We start from the raw sequence: 13,935 nt of genomic DNA, 5'->3' as shown, positions 1-13,935 counted from the left end.
CGCGCGTGGGCGGGCATCCGCCTTCCCGGACGCCTTGAGTCCCGACGCCGCACCCGGGGAAAACATTCCTGGGAGCCGGAACGCGGTGCGCCACGCCGCGCACCCGCCCGCGCCGACCAGGCTCGTCCCGCAGCCCGCGTGACCGCGTTCACACCCCGCGATTGCGAAGGTCCCGTGCCGGTGGGCACTCCCACCAGCACGGGACCGGCACGTTCGCACACGGTGTCGGCGCGCTGCTCGCGCCGGGATGCGGATCAGCGGTGCGCGCCGACGGTGCGGCGACTCCGGCCGATCCGGAAAGGACCGATCCTCACAGCGCCGACTTCTGCTGCCACTGACCCCAGTCCAGCAGCCAGTCGAACACCTCGTAGCGCGGCTCCATCGCCCGCACACCACCGCTGACCTCGATCGGATCGCCGACCATGGCGCTGTCGAAGTACGCCTTGGCGTCCGCCTCGGACAGGTTGATGCAGCCGTGCGAAGTGTTGACCTTGCCGAGGTTGGCGCGGTTCTCCTCGTTCTCGTGGATGAACTCGCCGTGGTTGGACATCCGGATGGCCCACTTCTTCTCCACGTCGGTGTAGCCGTACCGCGGGTTGTCCATGATCTCGACGGGGTTCTTCTGCATCACCATGTAGGTGCCGTTCGGCGTGTTCAGCTCCGGATCCTTGTCCTTGCCGTAGCTGGCCGCGTAGCTGGCGACCTGCTTGCCGTCCCGCTCGACCACCATCTGGTGCGTCTGCGCGTCGGCCTTCACGATCTGCGCGCGGCCGATGCTGAACTTGGTGGTCAGGTCCTCGCGTCCGTAGGCGCCCTTGCCGTAGTGCACCCCGTAGAGGTTCGCGTCCACTTCGACCTGGGTGTTCGCCGGCCAGTACTCCTTCGGCCGCCAGTCCACCTGGGTGCTGGACAGCCATGCCCAGGAGCCTTCGACCGGGACCGAGGTGCGCACCGCCAGCGCCCGCTCCGCGGCGGCCTTGTCGGTGACCGGCTCGTCGAACTTCACGCTGATCGGCATCGCGATGCCGACCTCGCTGTGGTCGGTGGGGTTGATCGTGGCGCGCACCTTCTTGTCCGGCGACACCGTGCGGAACGAGCCCTGCACCTGCACGGTCTTGCCGTCGACGCCGGTAGCCTGGCCGGACCAGGTGTAGTCCTTGCCGTAGCCGAGCGCTTCGCCCGCGGTCCAGCTGTGCCCGTCGGGGGAGAGCTGACCGCCGACCTCCTTGCCGTCGCCGTTGGTGAGCTTGACCGAGTCGAGCCGTCCCTGCTCGACGCTGGCGCGGATCGGAGCGGCGGGGTTGATGTCGGCACCGCCGCCGGGCTCCAGGTGCACCTGCGCCTTCGGCGCCGACGCCCGGGAACCCGATCCGCCGCCGGACGCGGATTGGGCTCCGCACCCCGATATCAGCAGCACGGCCGCCAGCGCTCCCGCCAGCGCAGCCCACAGCAGCCGTATCCGCGACCGACTCACCCTGCTCAGCACTCCTTGACCCCGATCCGTTCCGACATGACTTGCATTGGGTAGACGTGCGGCGCTCCGCCAAGATGCCGCCGATCAGCAGTGTGTCGCGTCACAGCTGTCGGCCTTCGGGCGGGCCGGTGCCGTGGATCGCTTCCCCGGGTAGTCGGGCGGCGACTCGGGGTGCGCCGATGACCTGCGGCGATCTTCATCGGCGAGCGCGCGGGGGCGGGATCGGAGCGGACCGCGCGGAAATCGACGGTCCACAATGGAACAGATCACGGTCCGGGAACGTGTGCGAACTCACCGCGGTCACACGCCGATGTGCTGGTGCTGCACGCAAAGTTCCACATCGAGTTCGGCGAGCACGTCCACGATCGGACTGGCGAACCCGGTCGATCCGGTGCGGCACCCCGCGAACAGCAAACCGACCACCCGCCCGTCGCTGTTGACCACCGCGCTGCCCGCGTCACCGGAGGCGGTGAAGCAACCATCGACGGCGTCGATCCGGATCTGCTCGCGCAGCACCCGCACCCCGAGCGCCGCGCCGTGATCCACCCGCAGCGTCGCGTCCACAGAGGACACGACTCCTGCGGTGAGCCCGCTGCCGTGCCCGCTCTTGCGCACCGGCTCGCCCGGGTAAGCCGCGCACTGACCGGCGATCGGGCCGATGCCCGGGATCACCGGCGAGTGCTGCACGCCGCATCCGAGAGTCACCGCCGCCGCATCGACCCGCCCGGACAGCGCACCGCGCGCCAGCTCGGCGAACACGTACCCGGTGTCCGGATCGACCATCCGGTCGCCGACCGCCCAAGCATCGTCCAGGCACGCGACGTCGAACGTCGTCAGCCCCATGGCCGCTGCCGCGGGCTGGTGCCCGATCACCAGCGCACCCAGCGTTCCGGTGCGGCGGTAGCGGCCCGCGTTGCGGACCTCCGGCGGGGACAGCTGCACCGACCGGCACGGCGCCACGCCGTCCCCGCCGGTGACCGCGCCGTCGTGCGCGAAATCGCGGCCGCGCAACGCCACCGACTCCTCCGCGCCGTGGTGGGCGTGCTGCAGAACCGGCTTTTCCTCGATGACGTCGGTGGGGATGCCCAGCACGTCCGGCGGGATCTGCGTGCCGGGCCAAACCCGGTCGGGCGCGCGCTTGCGCGCCACCGACACCACGATTCCCTGCCTGCCGGTGCCCCGGCCTGCGATGCGCTTCTCGCCGATGTCGACGGCCGTCACCCCGGGGAGGTCCAGCAGCTGGTCCTCCACCGCGCGTTTGATCGGCCGAATGACCGCTCTGTCCCGAAGTTCCCTGATGCTGAGCATGGCGGCCCTCCAGCTACCATTTAACACTCAGGGTAAGCATTAGTCACGAAGAGTCACTCCGACGGCCCTCCGGAACGCTGGAAACCGCCCCGGCCGAACGCCCTTGCGGACTCCTCGGACAGCGAGCCCGGAAAACACGCTTCAGATCGAACAGTCCACGAGTACCGGTTCCGGTGCCAGCGACACGCCGAACGCGGAACGTACCCCCTCGCGCACTTCACGCGCGAGACCCAGCAGGTCTTCGGTGCAGGCCGAGCCGCGGTTGGTCAACGCCAGCGTGTGCTTGCCGGACAACGCGGCCCGCGCCGCGCCACCGGGGTGCCCCTTGCCGAACCCGGCGCGTTCGATCAGCCAGGCCGCGGAGAGCTTGGTGCGCCCGTCGCCCGCCGGGTACTGCGGAACCCGCTCGTCCGGGCCGACCCGAGTGGCGATCAGCTCCAGCACCCCGGGAAGGTCGGCGGTGTCCACGATCGGATTGGTGAAGAACGAGCCGGCGCTCCAGGTGTCGTGGTCGGCCGGGTCGAGCACCATCCCCTTCGTCCGCCGCAACTCCAGCACCGCTTCCCGAGCGCGGGCGACGTCGACCCGCGCGCCCGGCTGCACCTCCAGCGCGCGGGCGAGTTCGGCGTAGCGGATCGGCGCGGACTCGGCGCCGTCCCGCAGCAGGTAGCGGGCGCGCAGCACCACCGCTTCGTCGCTGTGCTTGAGCGAGCTGCCGCGGTAGACCAGCCCCAGATCCTCGGCCAGCACGGTGCGGATCCGGCCCGTGCGCCGGTCCAGCAGGTCCACCGAGACCAGCATCTCGGAGATCTCCACGCCGTAGGCACCGACGTTCTGCACCGGTGTCGCACCGGTCAGCCCCGGAATCCCGGACAGGCACTCCAGATTCCCCAGGCCCTGGTGCACCGTGTCGGCGACGACGTCGTCCCAGTCCTCACCGGCCTCGACGGTCAGCTGCACGAAACCGTCCACGATGTCGTAGCTGCGGCCGCGGGTGGCGACCCGCACCACCCGGCCGTCGAACCCGGAGTCGGCGACGACGAGGTTCGACCCGCCGCCCAGCACCAGCAGCGGCTGGCCGGCGGCGTCCGACTCGCGGACCGCCTCGGCCAGTTCGTCGGGATGCTCGGCGAGCACGAACTCTGCGGCCGGGCCGCCCAGCCGCAGCGTCGTGTACTCCGCCAAGGGGTGTTCGCCGGGGGTTCGAGCGCCGGCCGGGCCGCCGCGGATTCCTTCGGCACCGGACATCGAGGAGTTCACGACTGCCAAAGGTAACCTTCCGCCCATGGCACGCCGCATCGAGCACCGGAGCACCTCCGAGTGGGCATCGTCGCAGGTGCACCAGGCGCTCATCGACATCGACTACCTGCGGGACCGGCTCGCCGAGCTCGGCGGCACCCGCAACGAGCTGGTCAAGCACGACGTCCTCGGTGATGCGGTCCGCTTCCAGCTGCGCCAGGGGGTCAGCACGGAGGCGCTGCCGCCGGTCGCGCGCACCGTGGCTGGCGCGGGTGATCTGGTGATCGACCGCACCGAGTCCTGGCGGTGCGAAGAGCCCGGCCACTACAACGGCGAGATCGCCGCCGAGGTCGCCGGGGTGCCGTGCACCATCACCGGTTCGATGTGGCTGCGGGACCTGCCCGAGACCGGCAGCGAGTTCCTCGTGGACGGCGAGGTGCGGGTGAACGTGCCGTTCGTCGGCGGGCGGGTGGAAGACCTGGTGGCCGAGCAGGTGCAGAAACTGCTCGCCCGGGAGGAGCAGTTCACCGGGGAATGGCTCGCGAAGCATTCGCAGTGAACCACCCGTCGTCCGGCGATTCCGCCCCTGCCATGCCTTCGCACGCCCGAATCCGCAGGTCCATGCCTTGAACCAGCCGCGCAAACGCGCCCCGCGACTCGCCGCGGGCCGCGCCAGGGCACTCGGCATGGCCACCCGGGGCACCACCAACCCGAACCGGCTGCGGCGCGTGGACCGCTGGATCACCGGCGCACCGTGGGCCGCCCGCGCGCTGCGATCGGCGGCGGATCCGCTGGTCGTCGATCTCGGATTCGGCTCGGCACCGACCACCACGGTCGAGCTCGCCGAACGGCTGCGGCCGCTGCGGCCGGATGCGCGGGTGTTCGGCCTGGAGATCGATCCCGAGCGGGTCGAAGCCGGGCGGCGGGTCGCGGTACCGCCCGGCCTGAACTTCCGGCGCGGCGGATTCGAGCTGGCGGGCCTGGCGGCGGGCATCGGCGGCGCGGCCGGTCCCGTGCTCGTGCGCGCGTTCAACGTGCTGCGCCAGTACACCGAGCCGGAAGCCTGGAAGGCGTGGGAGGAGCTGCGCGGCAGGCTCGCCCCCGGCGGGTTGCTGGTGGAGGGCACCTGCGACGAGATCGGACGACGTTGCTGCTGGGTCACGCTGGACCGCGGCGGGCCCCGCACGTTCACGCTGGCCTGCCTGCCCGCGGACCTGGCGCGACCGTCCGATCTGGCCGAACGGCTGCCGAAGACGCTGATCCACCGCAACGTCCCCGGCGAGAAGGTGCACGCGTTGCTCAGCGACCTCGACTCCTGCTGGGCGCGGGCCGCGCCGCTGGTCCCGTACGGCCCGCGGGCCCGCTGGGCGGAGTCGGTGCGGTCGCTGGCCGCCCGCGGCTGGCCGGTGCTGGATCGCCCGCGGCGCTGGCGCGCCGGCGAGCTGACCGTCGCCTGGTCCGCCGTGGCTCCCGCTGGTGCTACCGGCTCGTAGACTCCGCGGCATGGTCGGCGAACTTTCGCAAGCAGTGTTGAAAGAGCAGGTCGGAGCGTTCCGCGCGGCTGCGGTGGCAGCTGGTCCGGACGCCACCGTGCCCACCTGCCCCGGCTGGGACGTGCGCAAGCTGCTGCGCCACCTGGCCCGCGTCTACGCGATGGTGCAGCTGGGCCTCGAAACCGGCCCGGACGATCAGCGGCCACGGCCGCCGGCCGCGCCCGACGCGTTCGACGCGGCGCTGACCTGGTTCGACGAGCGCTTCGCCGAACTCACCACGGCGCTTTCCGCGCCGGACCCGCAGCGGGCGGTGTGGGCGTTCTTCCCGGGTGGCACACCCGAGTCGTGGACCCGGCGCATGACGCACGAAACCGCGATCCACCGCCTCGACGCGGTGCTGGCCGCGGACGGCGGTTCGGAGCTGATCTTCGATCCGGAGCTGGCCGCGGACGGGATCGACGAGATGCTCACCGTCATCGCGCCGCTGGGCGACTGGTCGCAGTCCGCGCACCAGGGCCGGGTGCTCTACCACGCCGCCGACGCCGGGCGGACCTGGCTGGTGCGGTTCCTGGCCGGGCAGCCACCGCAGATCGGAGCGCCCGCCGATGCCGCGCTGGGCGCCGACGAGGTCGACGCGACCGTCGCGGGCACCGCCGACGCGGTCTACCGCCGGGTCTGGGGCCGCCCGAGCGGCGCGATGATCACCGGCGACGCAGCGCTCGGCGGGCTCGTCGCCGGGCGTTGATCCCGGCCGAGACGGCCTTGCGGTGCGAGAATGCGCAGCTGTGTCGTACGTGATCAGCCTCAGCTGCCCGGACCGCACCGGGATCGTCGCCCGCATCACGTCGTTCCTCGCCGAGCACGGCGGATGGATCGTCGAGGCCGGTTACCACACCGACCCGGACACCAACTGGTTCTTCACCCGCCAGGTCGTCCGCGCGGACTCGCTGCCGTTCGGCGTGGACGAACTGCGGGAACGCGTCGGCCGGGTCGCCGCGGAGCTGGGCAGCACGAGCTGGCAGGTCACCGACACCGAACAGCGGCGGCGCGTGGTGATCCTGGTTTCCCGCGAAGGCCACTGCCTGCACGACCTGCTCGGGCGGATCTCCTCCGGGGAGATCGACGTGGACCTGCGGGCGGTGATCGGCAACCACCCGCGGCTGCGCCCGATCACCGAGGCGCACGGCGTGCCGTTCCACCACGTGCCGTTCCCGCCCGCGGCGGACCCGGAAGGCAAGGCCGCTGCCTTCCAGGAGATCCGCGCACTGGCGGACGGCCACCAGCCGCACGCGCTCGTGCTGGCCCGGTTCATGCAGGTCGTGCCGTCCGAGCTCTGCGAAGCGTGGGCGGGCAGGGCGTTGAACATCCACCACAGCTTCCTGCCGTCGTTCGCCGGTGCCCGCCCGTACCACCAGGCGTACGAGCGCGGGGTGAAGCTGGTGGGCGCCACCTGCCACTACGTGACGGCCGAGCTCGACGCGGGGCCGATCATCGAGCAGGACGTGACCCGCGTCGACCACACCGACTCCGTCGCGGACATCATCCGGCAGGGCCGCGACATCGAGAAGATCGTGCTGGCCCGCGGGCTGCGGGCGCACCTGGAGGACCGCGTCCTGGTGCACGGCAAACGCACCGTCGTGTTCTGAGCGCCGATCGGCACGCTCAGGCACTTCACCGCGCGCCGCGCCGTAGTGGGCGGGCCTTCACTCCGCGGGCGCGGGGCGGGCCAGGTCGGGGAGTGTTTCGGCGCCGGGCAGATCGGCCAGCACCTCGCCCGCCGTGAGGATCTTGCTGCCGCGCAGGCCGCTGCCGACCACCACGGCCGGAGTGCGCGCCACCGCCGCGTCGACCAGCACCGGCCACCCGGCGGGCAGCCCGAACGCAGTGATGCCGCCGTAGGCCATGCCGGTCAGCGACACCGCGTCGTCCATCGCCGTGAACGAGGCTTTCCGCACGTCCAGCCGCCGCCGGACCACGCCGTTCACATCAGCGCGGGTGGTCGCCAGCACCAAGCAAGCCGCGTGCCGGACTTCGCCGCCGCGCTTGCCGGTAACCACGACGCAGTTCGCCGACAGCTCCAACGGCGAGCCGTAGTGCGCGCAGAACTCGGCGGTGTCGGCCAGCGCCGGGTCGATCTCGGCGACACCGACGCGAGCGGCTTCGGTCCCCGGCAACGCCCGTACCGCGGCGAGCACCGGCTCAGCCAGCAGTTCCGGGCGGTCGAGGGCGGGCGAGACCTGCAACGTCCCGGCCGCGAGCGACCAGTCAACAGCCATGCGCCGACGATACGGGGTCCTGCCGAGGAATCAGCCGCCCAGGAAACCGCTCAGCAACGCCCGCACTTCGCGGCGGTGGGTGACCATCGGCGCGCGGGAATCCAGCAATTCCAGCCGTGCGCCCGGAAAAGCTTCGGCGGTTCGCCGCGCCGCCGAAGCCGGATGCATCGGATCCTCGGTGGCCCCGATGACCAGCACCTCGGAACGCACCGCGCGCAAGGTTCCCGCGTCGTCGAGCACCCGCTGATCGCTCAGGGCGTGCAATGCGGCCCCCAGGCGCTGCAGCGCCGACACGCGGAGTTCGACATGCTCGCCGACCTGCGCTTCGGGCGGAAACTCGGCGGCGACCAGCTCGCGCAGCGCCGCGCCGCCGTCGTCCGCGGCGACGGCCTCGGCCAGCCGCTCCAACGCCCACGCCGAGGTCACCTCGCGGGGACCGTCCAACGCGGCGGGCAGCAGCAGCGCCAACCGCTCGAACCGCCCAGGGCGTTCGGCGACGATCCTGGTCAACGCCCCGGTGCCGAGCGAGACGCCGACCGCGCGGGTCGCGCCGACCGCGTCCGCGACCGACCGCACGTCCTCGGCGATCGTCCCGTAACGCCAGTAGCCCTCCGGCGCATCCGGCGCGTTCCCATGGCTCGGCAGCGTGAGCACGACCCGGGTGCCGGGCAGGCCGGACGCGGGGATCCGCGCTTCACCTTCGGTCGCGCCCAGACCGTGCGCCACCAGCGTGACCGGCGAACCCCGGCCGTAGGAGTTCCAGCGCGCACCCGAAGGCAGCTCACCGGCGGGCCCGGCCGAGGCGCCGGTGGCTACCAGGAGCTGCCCTTCTGCACTTCGGTGACCTTGGGCCGGACGTCGACCAGGTAGACCAGCACGGCGATCAGCGCGGCGATCCAGATGATCGTGATCGGACCGCTGGTGAGCACCGCGAGCAGGATCAGGCCGGCACCGGTGATGCCCAGCCACGCGGGCTTGGACAGCTTCCCGACGGCCGTGAACGCGTCGGAGCGCTGCAACAGCGCGTGCACGAAGGCGTACAGCCCGGTCGGGATCCCCGCCAGCCAGATGATCTTGAGGATCCAGAACTGCAGCAGCAGCTCCGGCACTACGGATGACAAACCCACGAGTTCACCTTACGTGCGTCGGGGGCCCCGGAGAACCGTCCGGGGCCCCGACGTGCCGTGCGGGCTCAGCTGCCCGCCTTGCCCTTGCTCTGCTTCGAGCCGGTGCCCTTCGCGGAGCCGGTGGACTTGGCCGCCGAGGTGCGGTTGGCCGTCTTCTGCGCGGTGCTGCGCGTCGCCGTCGCGGTCTCCGAACCGGTCTCCTCGACCGACTCGGCCACGTCGTCGGAGGTTTCGCGCACCGTCTGGGCGGCGGAGGCGCTGGCCTGCTCGGTGCTCCGCGCGGCCTTCTCGCCGAACGAGCGGCTCGCGGTGCTCACCTTGCCGAGCACGTCGTCGGCCAGCCCGCGCGCGTCGGTCACGGCCGCTTCCATCCGGCCCTGCGCCTGCTCGACCTGGCCCCAGGCGCGCTGCACACCGGGCTGGGACTGGAAGCGCTCGAACGCGGTCTCACCGCGCTCGGCGAGGTAGCCGTAGAGCTGCACGGCCGACTGGGTGTATTCGTCGACGAGCTTGCGCAGCTCCGCCGGATCGAACCGCTCGCGCAGGTCCTGCGGCAGCTCGTTGACGCCGCTGCGGGCGGACTCGGCGCCTTCGTTCAGCTTGCTGCGCAGCTTGCCGAGCGCATCGGCGATGGTGTGCGCGGCGAGATCGCCCGCGCCGAGCGCGGCCAGCAGCGGCGTGCGGGCCTGGTCCACGGCCTCACCCAGCGGCTGGCCGTTGCCGGTCTCGTTCGTCTTGGTGGTGCCTTCGGTGCGCGTCGCCATAGCGGATCACTCCTTGAGCAGGTCGGTGCCGTCCGGCTCCGGCGCGTCGGTGGATTCGGAGCCGTCGTGTTCTCGCCGGAACGAGGCGTAGATGTCGAGCAGGACCTGCTTCTGCCGCTCGCTGAGTTCGTCGTCGGCGAGGATCGCGTCCACCACCGGCCCGCCCTCGCGGCGTTCCAAGATCCCGGCCTGCACGTACAGCGCCTCCGCGGAGATCCGCAGTGCCGTGGCGATCTGCTGCAGGATCTCCGCGCTGGGTTTGCGCAGGCCGCGTTCGACCTGGCTGAGGTACGGGTTGGACACGCCCGCGCTCTTCGCGAGCTGGCGCAGCGAGATCTGGGCGTTGCTGCGTTGCGCCCGGATGTAACCGCCGAGGTCGCTGACCGCCTGGTTCACGGCCTTGTTGACGGTCTTGTCCACCCGCTCCATCGCCTGCGCTCCTTCCGGTTCGCCGTCCACGGTAGGCGCGAGTGCTAGCTCTAGCAAGCAGGGTGCTTGCACCCCTCCGAGTGAGCTGCGCAACGCCGGGCAGGAACCCCCTGAGCAGCACCGACTCCGTCAGGAGCCTGCGCACATGCAGAACGGGTGCCCGTCCGGATCGGCGTACACGCGGAAAGTCGCATCGAGCTGATCGGACGGCTGCGGCAGTTGGCGCGCACCGGCGGCCACCGCGCGCTCGTGCCCTTCGGCGAGCGTCGCCACCCGCACGTCGACGTGCATCATCTGCGGGCGCGCACGATCCGGCCAGGTCGGCGGCACGAACCCGGGGTCGAGCTGGAAGGCCAGCCGCGTGCCGCCCGATGGGTCCGCCAGCTCCACCCATTCCTCGGCGGATTCGGGCTCATCGATCTCCCAACCCAGCAAGCGCCCGTAGAACTCCGCGAGCGCGCGCGGATCCGGGGTGTCGATCGCGAACGCCGCGAGGCGCAGCGGGGAAGTGGTAGCAGCGGTCATGGCGGAACCCCTCGTCTCGTCCTGTTCTCCCAGCCCTGCTCCGCGAACCAACGCCCTTCGAGGAACCAGTAAAAAGATTATGGCGGTTATCCGTGCTAGCTGCAACCGGCTAATCGCCTACGATGGTGTTCGTGAACAGCAAAGCCGTCGCCGACCGAGCTCCTGCGCAGGCTTTCGCGGACCTGGACCCCGAACGCGACGTCGAGCTGGTGCTGGCTTTCCTCAACACCTGCGACGCCGAAGCGGGAACCGAGATGCTCGGGACGGCCGAGTCGTGGCGGCAGTGGTGCGCCGGACAGGGCCTGGGTGCGGCCGAGGCCCCGGGACGAGCGCAAGACATCCGCGACGCCATGCGCCACGCCGTGTCCTGCGACCACGCCGCTTTTCCACCCGAATCCGCGCCCGGCAGTCCGATGAGCTGGAACGTTCCGGTGGTACTGCGGGACGGGATCCCCGTGCTCGCCGGCGCCGATGCACTCGGACGAGTGCTGGTGGCGGCTGTGCACCTGGTGCACACCGGCCACTGGGACCGGATCAAGATCTGCCCAGCGTCGAACTGCCTGTGGGCGTTCTACGACAGATCCCGGAACAAGTCCCGGACGTGGTGCTCCATGCGGGTCTGCGGGAACCGGGAGAAGGCCCGGTCCTGGCGGGAACGCCACACCGCACCGGGCTGATCCCGCCGCCGTGCCCGCCGCACCGGCGCGCCCGGCCGCTCAGAGCACGAGCTGGGTGAGGGTGTAGATCGCCAGGCCGGCCAGCGCGCCGACCACGGTGCCGTTGATCCGGATGAACTGGAGATCGCGGCCCACCTGGAGCTCGATCTTGCGGGAGGTCTCCTCGGCGTCCCAGCGCTCCACGGTGTCCGTGATCAGCGTGGTGATCTCGGCGCGGTAGTGCGAGACGACGTACACCGCGGCGCCTTCCAGCCATCCGTCGACCTTGGCGCGCAGCTCGGGCTCTTCGACGAGGCGCCTTCCGAGTCCCTGCAGTCCGTCGCGGACCCGCAGCCGCAGCTCGCTGGAGGGGTCCTCGGCCGCGTCCAGCAGCATCCTCTTGGCAGTGCCCCACGCGGAGGCGACCAGGTTCTGCACCTCCGGGTGCGCGATCACCTGGCGCTTGATCTGCTCGGCCTTGGCGATCGTTTGCTCGTCGTGCTGCAGGTCGTGCGCGAAGTCGACCAGGAACCGGTCCACCGCCTTGCGCATCTGGTGGTCCGGGTCGGTCTTGACCGCCCACGCGAACGACAGCACCTCGGCGTAGATCTTGTCCGCGACCATGCCGTCGAAGAACTTCGGCGACCACGAGGGCGCCCGCTGGCTGACCACGCGCAGCACCGTTTCGTGGTTGTCCCGCACCCAGTCGTAAGCGCGGTCGCAGACCAGATCGACCAGCCGGTGGTGCGAACCGTCCGCGAAGACCTGCCCGAGGATCCGGCCCAGCGGTGGCCCCCACGGCTGGGCGAGGACTTTGCGCAGCACCGCCTGCTCCAGGACGGCCTGCACGTCCTCGTCCCGGAAGACCTGCACGGCGCCGCGCACCGCGGTCGCCAGCTCCGAGGTCACGCGCTCGGCGTGGTCGGCGTCGTCGAGCCACACCCCGACCCGGTGGCCGATGTCGGCCCGGCCCAGCTTGTCCCGCACCACCGGCTCGGCCAGGAAGTTCGAGCCGACGAATTCCCCGAGGTTGTGTCCCAGCGCGTCCTTGCGGGTGGGGATGATCGCGGTGTGCGGGATCGGCAGTCCCATCGGACGCCGGAACAGCGCCGTCACCGCGAACCAGTCCGCCAGCGCACCGACCATGCCCGCTTCGGCCGCGGCCCGGACGTAGCCGGCCCACGCCGCCCCCTCGTGCTCCCGCCACTGCGCGAGCACGTAGATCACGGCGACGGCGAGCAGCAGACCGCCCGCGACGGTCTTCATCCGCCGCAGCGCACGTCGCTTGAGCTCGTCCGCCTCGGTCGCCCCTGTCGTTCGCACCCCTCGATTCTTACAGCACACCGCCGCCCGTCCGGCGTGATCGAGCCCGGCGACACCGCCGGAAGCGGGTCCGCAGGGCGGGACGGGCCGAGTGCACCCGTTCGGATCGGCCGTCGATTCGACTACGCTGCCGTGCCGTGCGTTCTGAAGCTCTCACCTCCCGGTTGCGCCCGTTCACCTCGACGATCTTCGCCGAGATCACCGAACTGGCCCGGCGGACCGGCGCGGTGAACCTGGGGCAGGGCTTCCCGGACACCGACGGACCGGCGGGCATGCTCCAGGCCGCGCAGCGGGCCATCGCCGACGGCGTCAACCAGTACCCGCCCGGCGCGGGCGAGCCCGAGCTGCGCGCCGCGATCTCCGAGCACCGCCGTGCGCACTACGGCATCGAGCACGATCCGGAGGGCGAGGTCCTGGTGACCGTCGGCGCCACCGAAGCGATCACCGCTTCGATGCTCGCGCTGATCGAGCCCGGCGACGAAGTGGTCCTCGTCGAGCCCTACTACGACTCCTACCCGGTCGCCGTGGCCATGGCAGGTGGCGTCCGCCGCACCGTCGGCCTGCGGCAGGGACCGGACCACCGCTTCGAGCTCGACCTGGACGCCCTGCGCGCGGCAGTGGGGCCGCGGACCCGCGCGCTGGTGCTGAACTCGCCGCACAACCCCACGGGCACGGTGCTCACCGACACCGAGCTGGCCGCGGTCGCGCAGGTCTGCCGCGAGAACGACCTGATCGCCATCACCGACGAGGTCTACGAGCACCTGCTCTACGACGGGCGGGCGCACACCCCGCTGGCCACGCTGCCGGGGATGGCCGAGCGCACCGTGTCGATCTCCAGCGTCGGCAAGAGCTTCAGCGCCACCGGCTGGAAGATCGGCTGGGCGTGCGGCCCGGCCGAGCTGATCGCCGCGGTGCGGGCGGCCAAGCAGTTCCTCACCTTCGTCGGCGGCGCCCCGTTCCAGCCCGCGGTGGCGCACGCCCTGCGGCACGAACTCGACTGGGTCCGGGATCTGCGGGATGGCTTGCAGCGCAAGCGGGACCGACTCGCCAACGGACTCGCCGAGGCCGGTCTGGACGTGCTGGCCAGCGAAGGCACCTACTTCATCTGCGCGGACGTGCGCCCGCTCGGTTTCACCGACGGGGCCGAGCTGGCCCGGGCACTGCCGGAGAAGGTCGGGGTCGCCGCGATCCCGGTGCAGGTGTTCTGCGACAACCCGGAGGACACCCGGCACCTGGTGCGCTTCGCGTTCTGCAAACGGGACGAGATGTTGGACGAAGGTATCCGGCGGCTGCACAAGCTCGCCTCGTCCTGATCCGCGGG

General features: G+C 71.4%; 16 protein-coding genes. 6 read left to right on the top strand and 10 right to left on the bottom strand.

Going from position 1 to position 13,935, the window contains the following annotated elements; translation table 11 throughout:
* Window positions 1-310 precede the first annotated feature (310 nt).
* The 3 genes from INP57_RS05230 to INP57_RS05220 all read right to left on the bottom strand — a co-directional run bounded on the left by INP57_RS05230 (window position 311) and on the right by INP57_RS05220 (window position 4,030).
* A complete protein-coding gene (locus INP57_RS05230; protein WP_307849920.1) occupies window positions 311-1,474 on the bottom strand; it encodes a L,D-transpeptidase in 1,164 nt (387 codons plus the stop codon).
* 300 nt (window positions 1,475-1,774) lie between these two features.
* A complete protein-coding gene (locus tag INP57_RS05225; protein ID WP_200068898.1) occupies window positions 1,775-2,782 on the bottom strand; it encodes a chymotrypsin family serine protease in 1,008 nt (335 codons plus the stop codon).
* 141 nt (window positions 2,783-2,923) lie between these two features.
* On the bottom strand, window positions 2,924-4,030 hold the full coding sequence (locus INP57_RS05220) for a UDP-N-acetylmuramate dehydrogenase (protein WP_200069363.1): 1,107 nt from the start codon (window positions 4,028-4,030) through the stop codon (window positions 2,924-2,926).
* Between the two features lie 37 nt (window positions 4,031-4,067).
* Here INP57_RS05220 and INP57_RS05215 point away from each other — a divergent pair, with 37 nt between their 5' ends.
* From INP57_RS05215 to purU, 4 genes are all read left to right on the top strand, one after another.
* Entirely contained in the window at window positions 4,068-4,580 is a 513-nt protein-coding gene (locus tag INP57_RS05215; protein ID WP_200068897.1) for a DUF2505 domain-containing protein, read from the top strand.
* A 127-nt stretch (window positions 4,581-4,707) separates the two neighbouring features.
* The gene (locus tag INP57_RS05210; RefSeq protein WP_200069362.1) at window positions 4,708-5,514 is read left to right on the top strand and encodes a class I SAM-dependent methyltransferase; all 807 of its coding nucleotides are present in this window, start codon (window positions 4,708-4,710) and stop codon (window positions 5,512-5,514) included.
* Window positions 5,515-5,524: 10 nt separating this feature from the next.
* Complete coding sequence (locus tag INP57_RS05205) at window positions 5,525-6,259, top strand: maleylpyruvate isomerase family mycothiol-dependent enzyme (RefSeq protein ID WP_200068896.1); 735 nt, start codon at window positions 5,525-5,527, stop codon at window positions 6,257-6,259.
* A 49-nt stretch (window positions 6,260-6,308) separates the two neighbouring features.
* Window positions 6,309-7,160, top strand: a complete 852-nt coding sequence (gene purU, locus INP57_RS05200; RefSeq protein ID WP_200069361.1) for a formyltetrahydrofolate deformylase — start codon at window positions 6,309-6,311, stop codon at window positions 7,158-7,160.
* A 57-nt stretch (window positions 7,161-7,217) separates the two neighbouring features.
* Here purU and INP57_RS05195 read toward each other — a convergent pair whose 3' ends face one another.
* The 6 genes from INP57_RS05195 to INP57_RS05170 all read right to left on the bottom strand — a co-directional run bounded on the left by INP57_RS05195 (window position 7,218) and on the right by INP57_RS05170 (window position 10,635).
* On the bottom strand, window positions 7,218-7,790 hold the full coding sequence (locus INP57_RS05195) for a YbaK/EbsC family protein (protein ID WP_200068895.1): 573 nt from the start codon (window positions 7,788-7,790) through the stop codon (window positions 7,218-7,220).
* 30 nt (window positions 7,791-7,820) lie between these two features.
* Window positions 7,821-8,516 (bottom strand): alpha/beta fold hydrolase, encoded by a 696-nt coding sequence (locus INP57_RS05190; protein WP_307849918.1) that lies wholly within the window; start codon window positions 8,514-8,516, stop codon window positions 7,821-7,823.
* Between the two features lie 86 nt (window positions 8,517-8,602).
* Window positions 8,603-8,917 (bottom strand): DUF2516 family protein, encoded by a 315-nt coding sequence (locus tag INP57_RS05185; protein WP_374220914.1) that lies wholly within the window; start codon window positions 8,915-8,917, stop codon window positions 8,603-8,605.
* A gap of 65 nt (window positions 8,918-8,982) precedes the next feature.
* On the bottom strand, window positions 8,983-9,681 hold the full coding sequence (locus INP57_RS05180; protein ID WP_233626946.1) for a hypothetical protein: 699 nt from the start codon (window positions 9,679-9,681) through the stop codon (window positions 8,983-8,985).
* Between the two features lie 6 nt (window positions 9,682-9,687).
* Entirely contained in the window at window positions 9,688-10,110 is a 423-nt protein-coding gene (locus tag INP57_RS05175) for a helix-turn-helix domain-containing protein (protein ID WP_200068894.1), read from the bottom strand.
* A 129-nt stretch (window positions 10,111-10,239) separates the two neighbouring features.
* The gene (locus tag INP57_RS05170; protein WP_200068893.1) at window positions 10,240-10,635 is read right to left on the bottom strand and encodes a VOC family protein; all 396 of its coding nucleotides are present in this window, start codon (window positions 10,633-10,635) and stop codon (window positions 10,240-10,242) included.
* A gap of 122 nt (window positions 10,636-10,757) precedes the next feature.
* Between INP57_RS05170 and INP57_RS05165 the strand changes: the two genes are divergently transcribed.
* Complete coding sequence (locus INP57_RS05165; RefSeq protein ID WP_200068892.1) at window positions 10,758-11,312, top strand: CGNR zinc finger domain-containing protein; 555 nt, start codon at window positions 10,758-10,760, stop codon at window positions 11,310-11,312.
* Window positions 11,313-11,351: 39 nt separating this feature from the next.
* On the opposite strand, the gene INP57_RS05160 is transcribed toward INP57_RS05165, so the two are convergent.
* Window positions 11,352-12,557 (bottom strand): DUF445 domain-containing protein, encoded by a 1,206-nt coding sequence (locus tag INP57_RS05160; RefSeq protein WP_200069357.1) that lies wholly within the window; start codon window positions 12,555-12,557, stop codon window positions 11,352-11,354.
* A 194-nt stretch (window positions 12,558-12,751) separates the two neighbouring features.
* Here INP57_RS05160 and INP57_RS05155 point away from each other — a divergent pair, with 194 nt between their 5' ends.
* Window positions 12,752-13,927 (top strand): pyridoxal phosphate-dependent aminotransferase, encoded by a 1,176-nt coding sequence (locus INP57_RS05155; protein ID WP_200068891.1) that lies wholly within the window; start codon window positions 12,752-12,754, stop codon window positions 13,925-13,927.
* Window positions 13,928-13,935: the final 8 nt, after the last annotated feature.

The sequence above is a fragment of the Saccharopolyspora galaxeae genome, assembly GCF_016526145.1.
GTDB lineage: Bacteria > Actinomycetota > Actinomycetes > Mycobacteriales > Pseudonocardiaceae > Saccharopolyspora_C > Saccharopolyspora_C galaxeae.
The sequence above is the reverse complement of the archived record's forward strand: the minus strand, read 5'-3'. Positions and strand labels throughout refer to the sequence as shown.

Excerpts from the sequence above, each read along its gene's own strand:
- INP57_RS05220 (WP_200069363.1), bottom strand. The coding sequence starts at position 4,030 with ATGTCCGGTGCCGAAGGAATCCGCGGCGGCCCGGCCGGCGCTCGAACC.
- INP57_RS05205 (WP_200068896.1), top strand. The coding sequence starts at position 5,525 with ATGGTCGGCGAACTTTCGCAAGCAGTGTTGAAAGAGCAGGTCGGAGCG.
- INP57_RS05215 (WP_200068897.1), top strand. The coding sequence starts at position 4,068 with ATGGCACGCCGCATCGAGCACCGGAGCACCTCCGAGTGGGCATCGTCG.
- INP57_RS05210 (WP_200069362.1), top strand. The coding sequence starts at position 4,708 with ATGGCCACCCGGGGCACCACCAACCCGAACCGGCTGCGGCGCGTGGAC.
- INP57_RS05180 (WP_233626946.1), bottom strand. The coding sequence starts at position 9,681 with ATGGCGACGCGCACCGAAGGCACCACCAAGACGAACGAGACCGGCAAC.
- INP57_RS05195 (WP_200068895.1), bottom strand. The coding sequence starts at position 7,790 with ATGGCTGTTGACTGGTCGCTCGCGGCCGGGACGTTGCAGGTCTCGCCC.
- INP57_RS05225 (WP_200068898.1), bottom strand. The coding sequence starts at position 2,782 with ATGCTCAGCATCAGGGAACTTCGGGACAGAGCGGTCATTCGGCCGATC.
- INP57_RS05175 (WP_200068894.1), bottom strand. The coding sequence starts at position 10,110 with ATGGAGCGGGTGGACAAGACCGTCAACAAGGCCGTGAACCAGGCGGTC.
- INP57_RS05165 (WP_200068892.1), top strand. The coding sequence starts at position 10,758 with ATGGTGTTCGTGAACAGCAAAGCCGTCGCCGACCGAGCTCCTGCGCAG.
- INP57_RS05160 (WP_200069357.1), bottom strand. The coding sequence starts at position 12,557 with ATGAAGACCGTCGCGGGCGGTCTGCTGCTCGCCGTCGCCGTGATCTAC.
- INP57_RS05170 (WP_200068893.1), bottom strand. The coding sequence starts at position 10,635 with ATGACCGCTGCTACCACTTCCCCGCTGCGCCTCGCGGCGTTCGCGATC.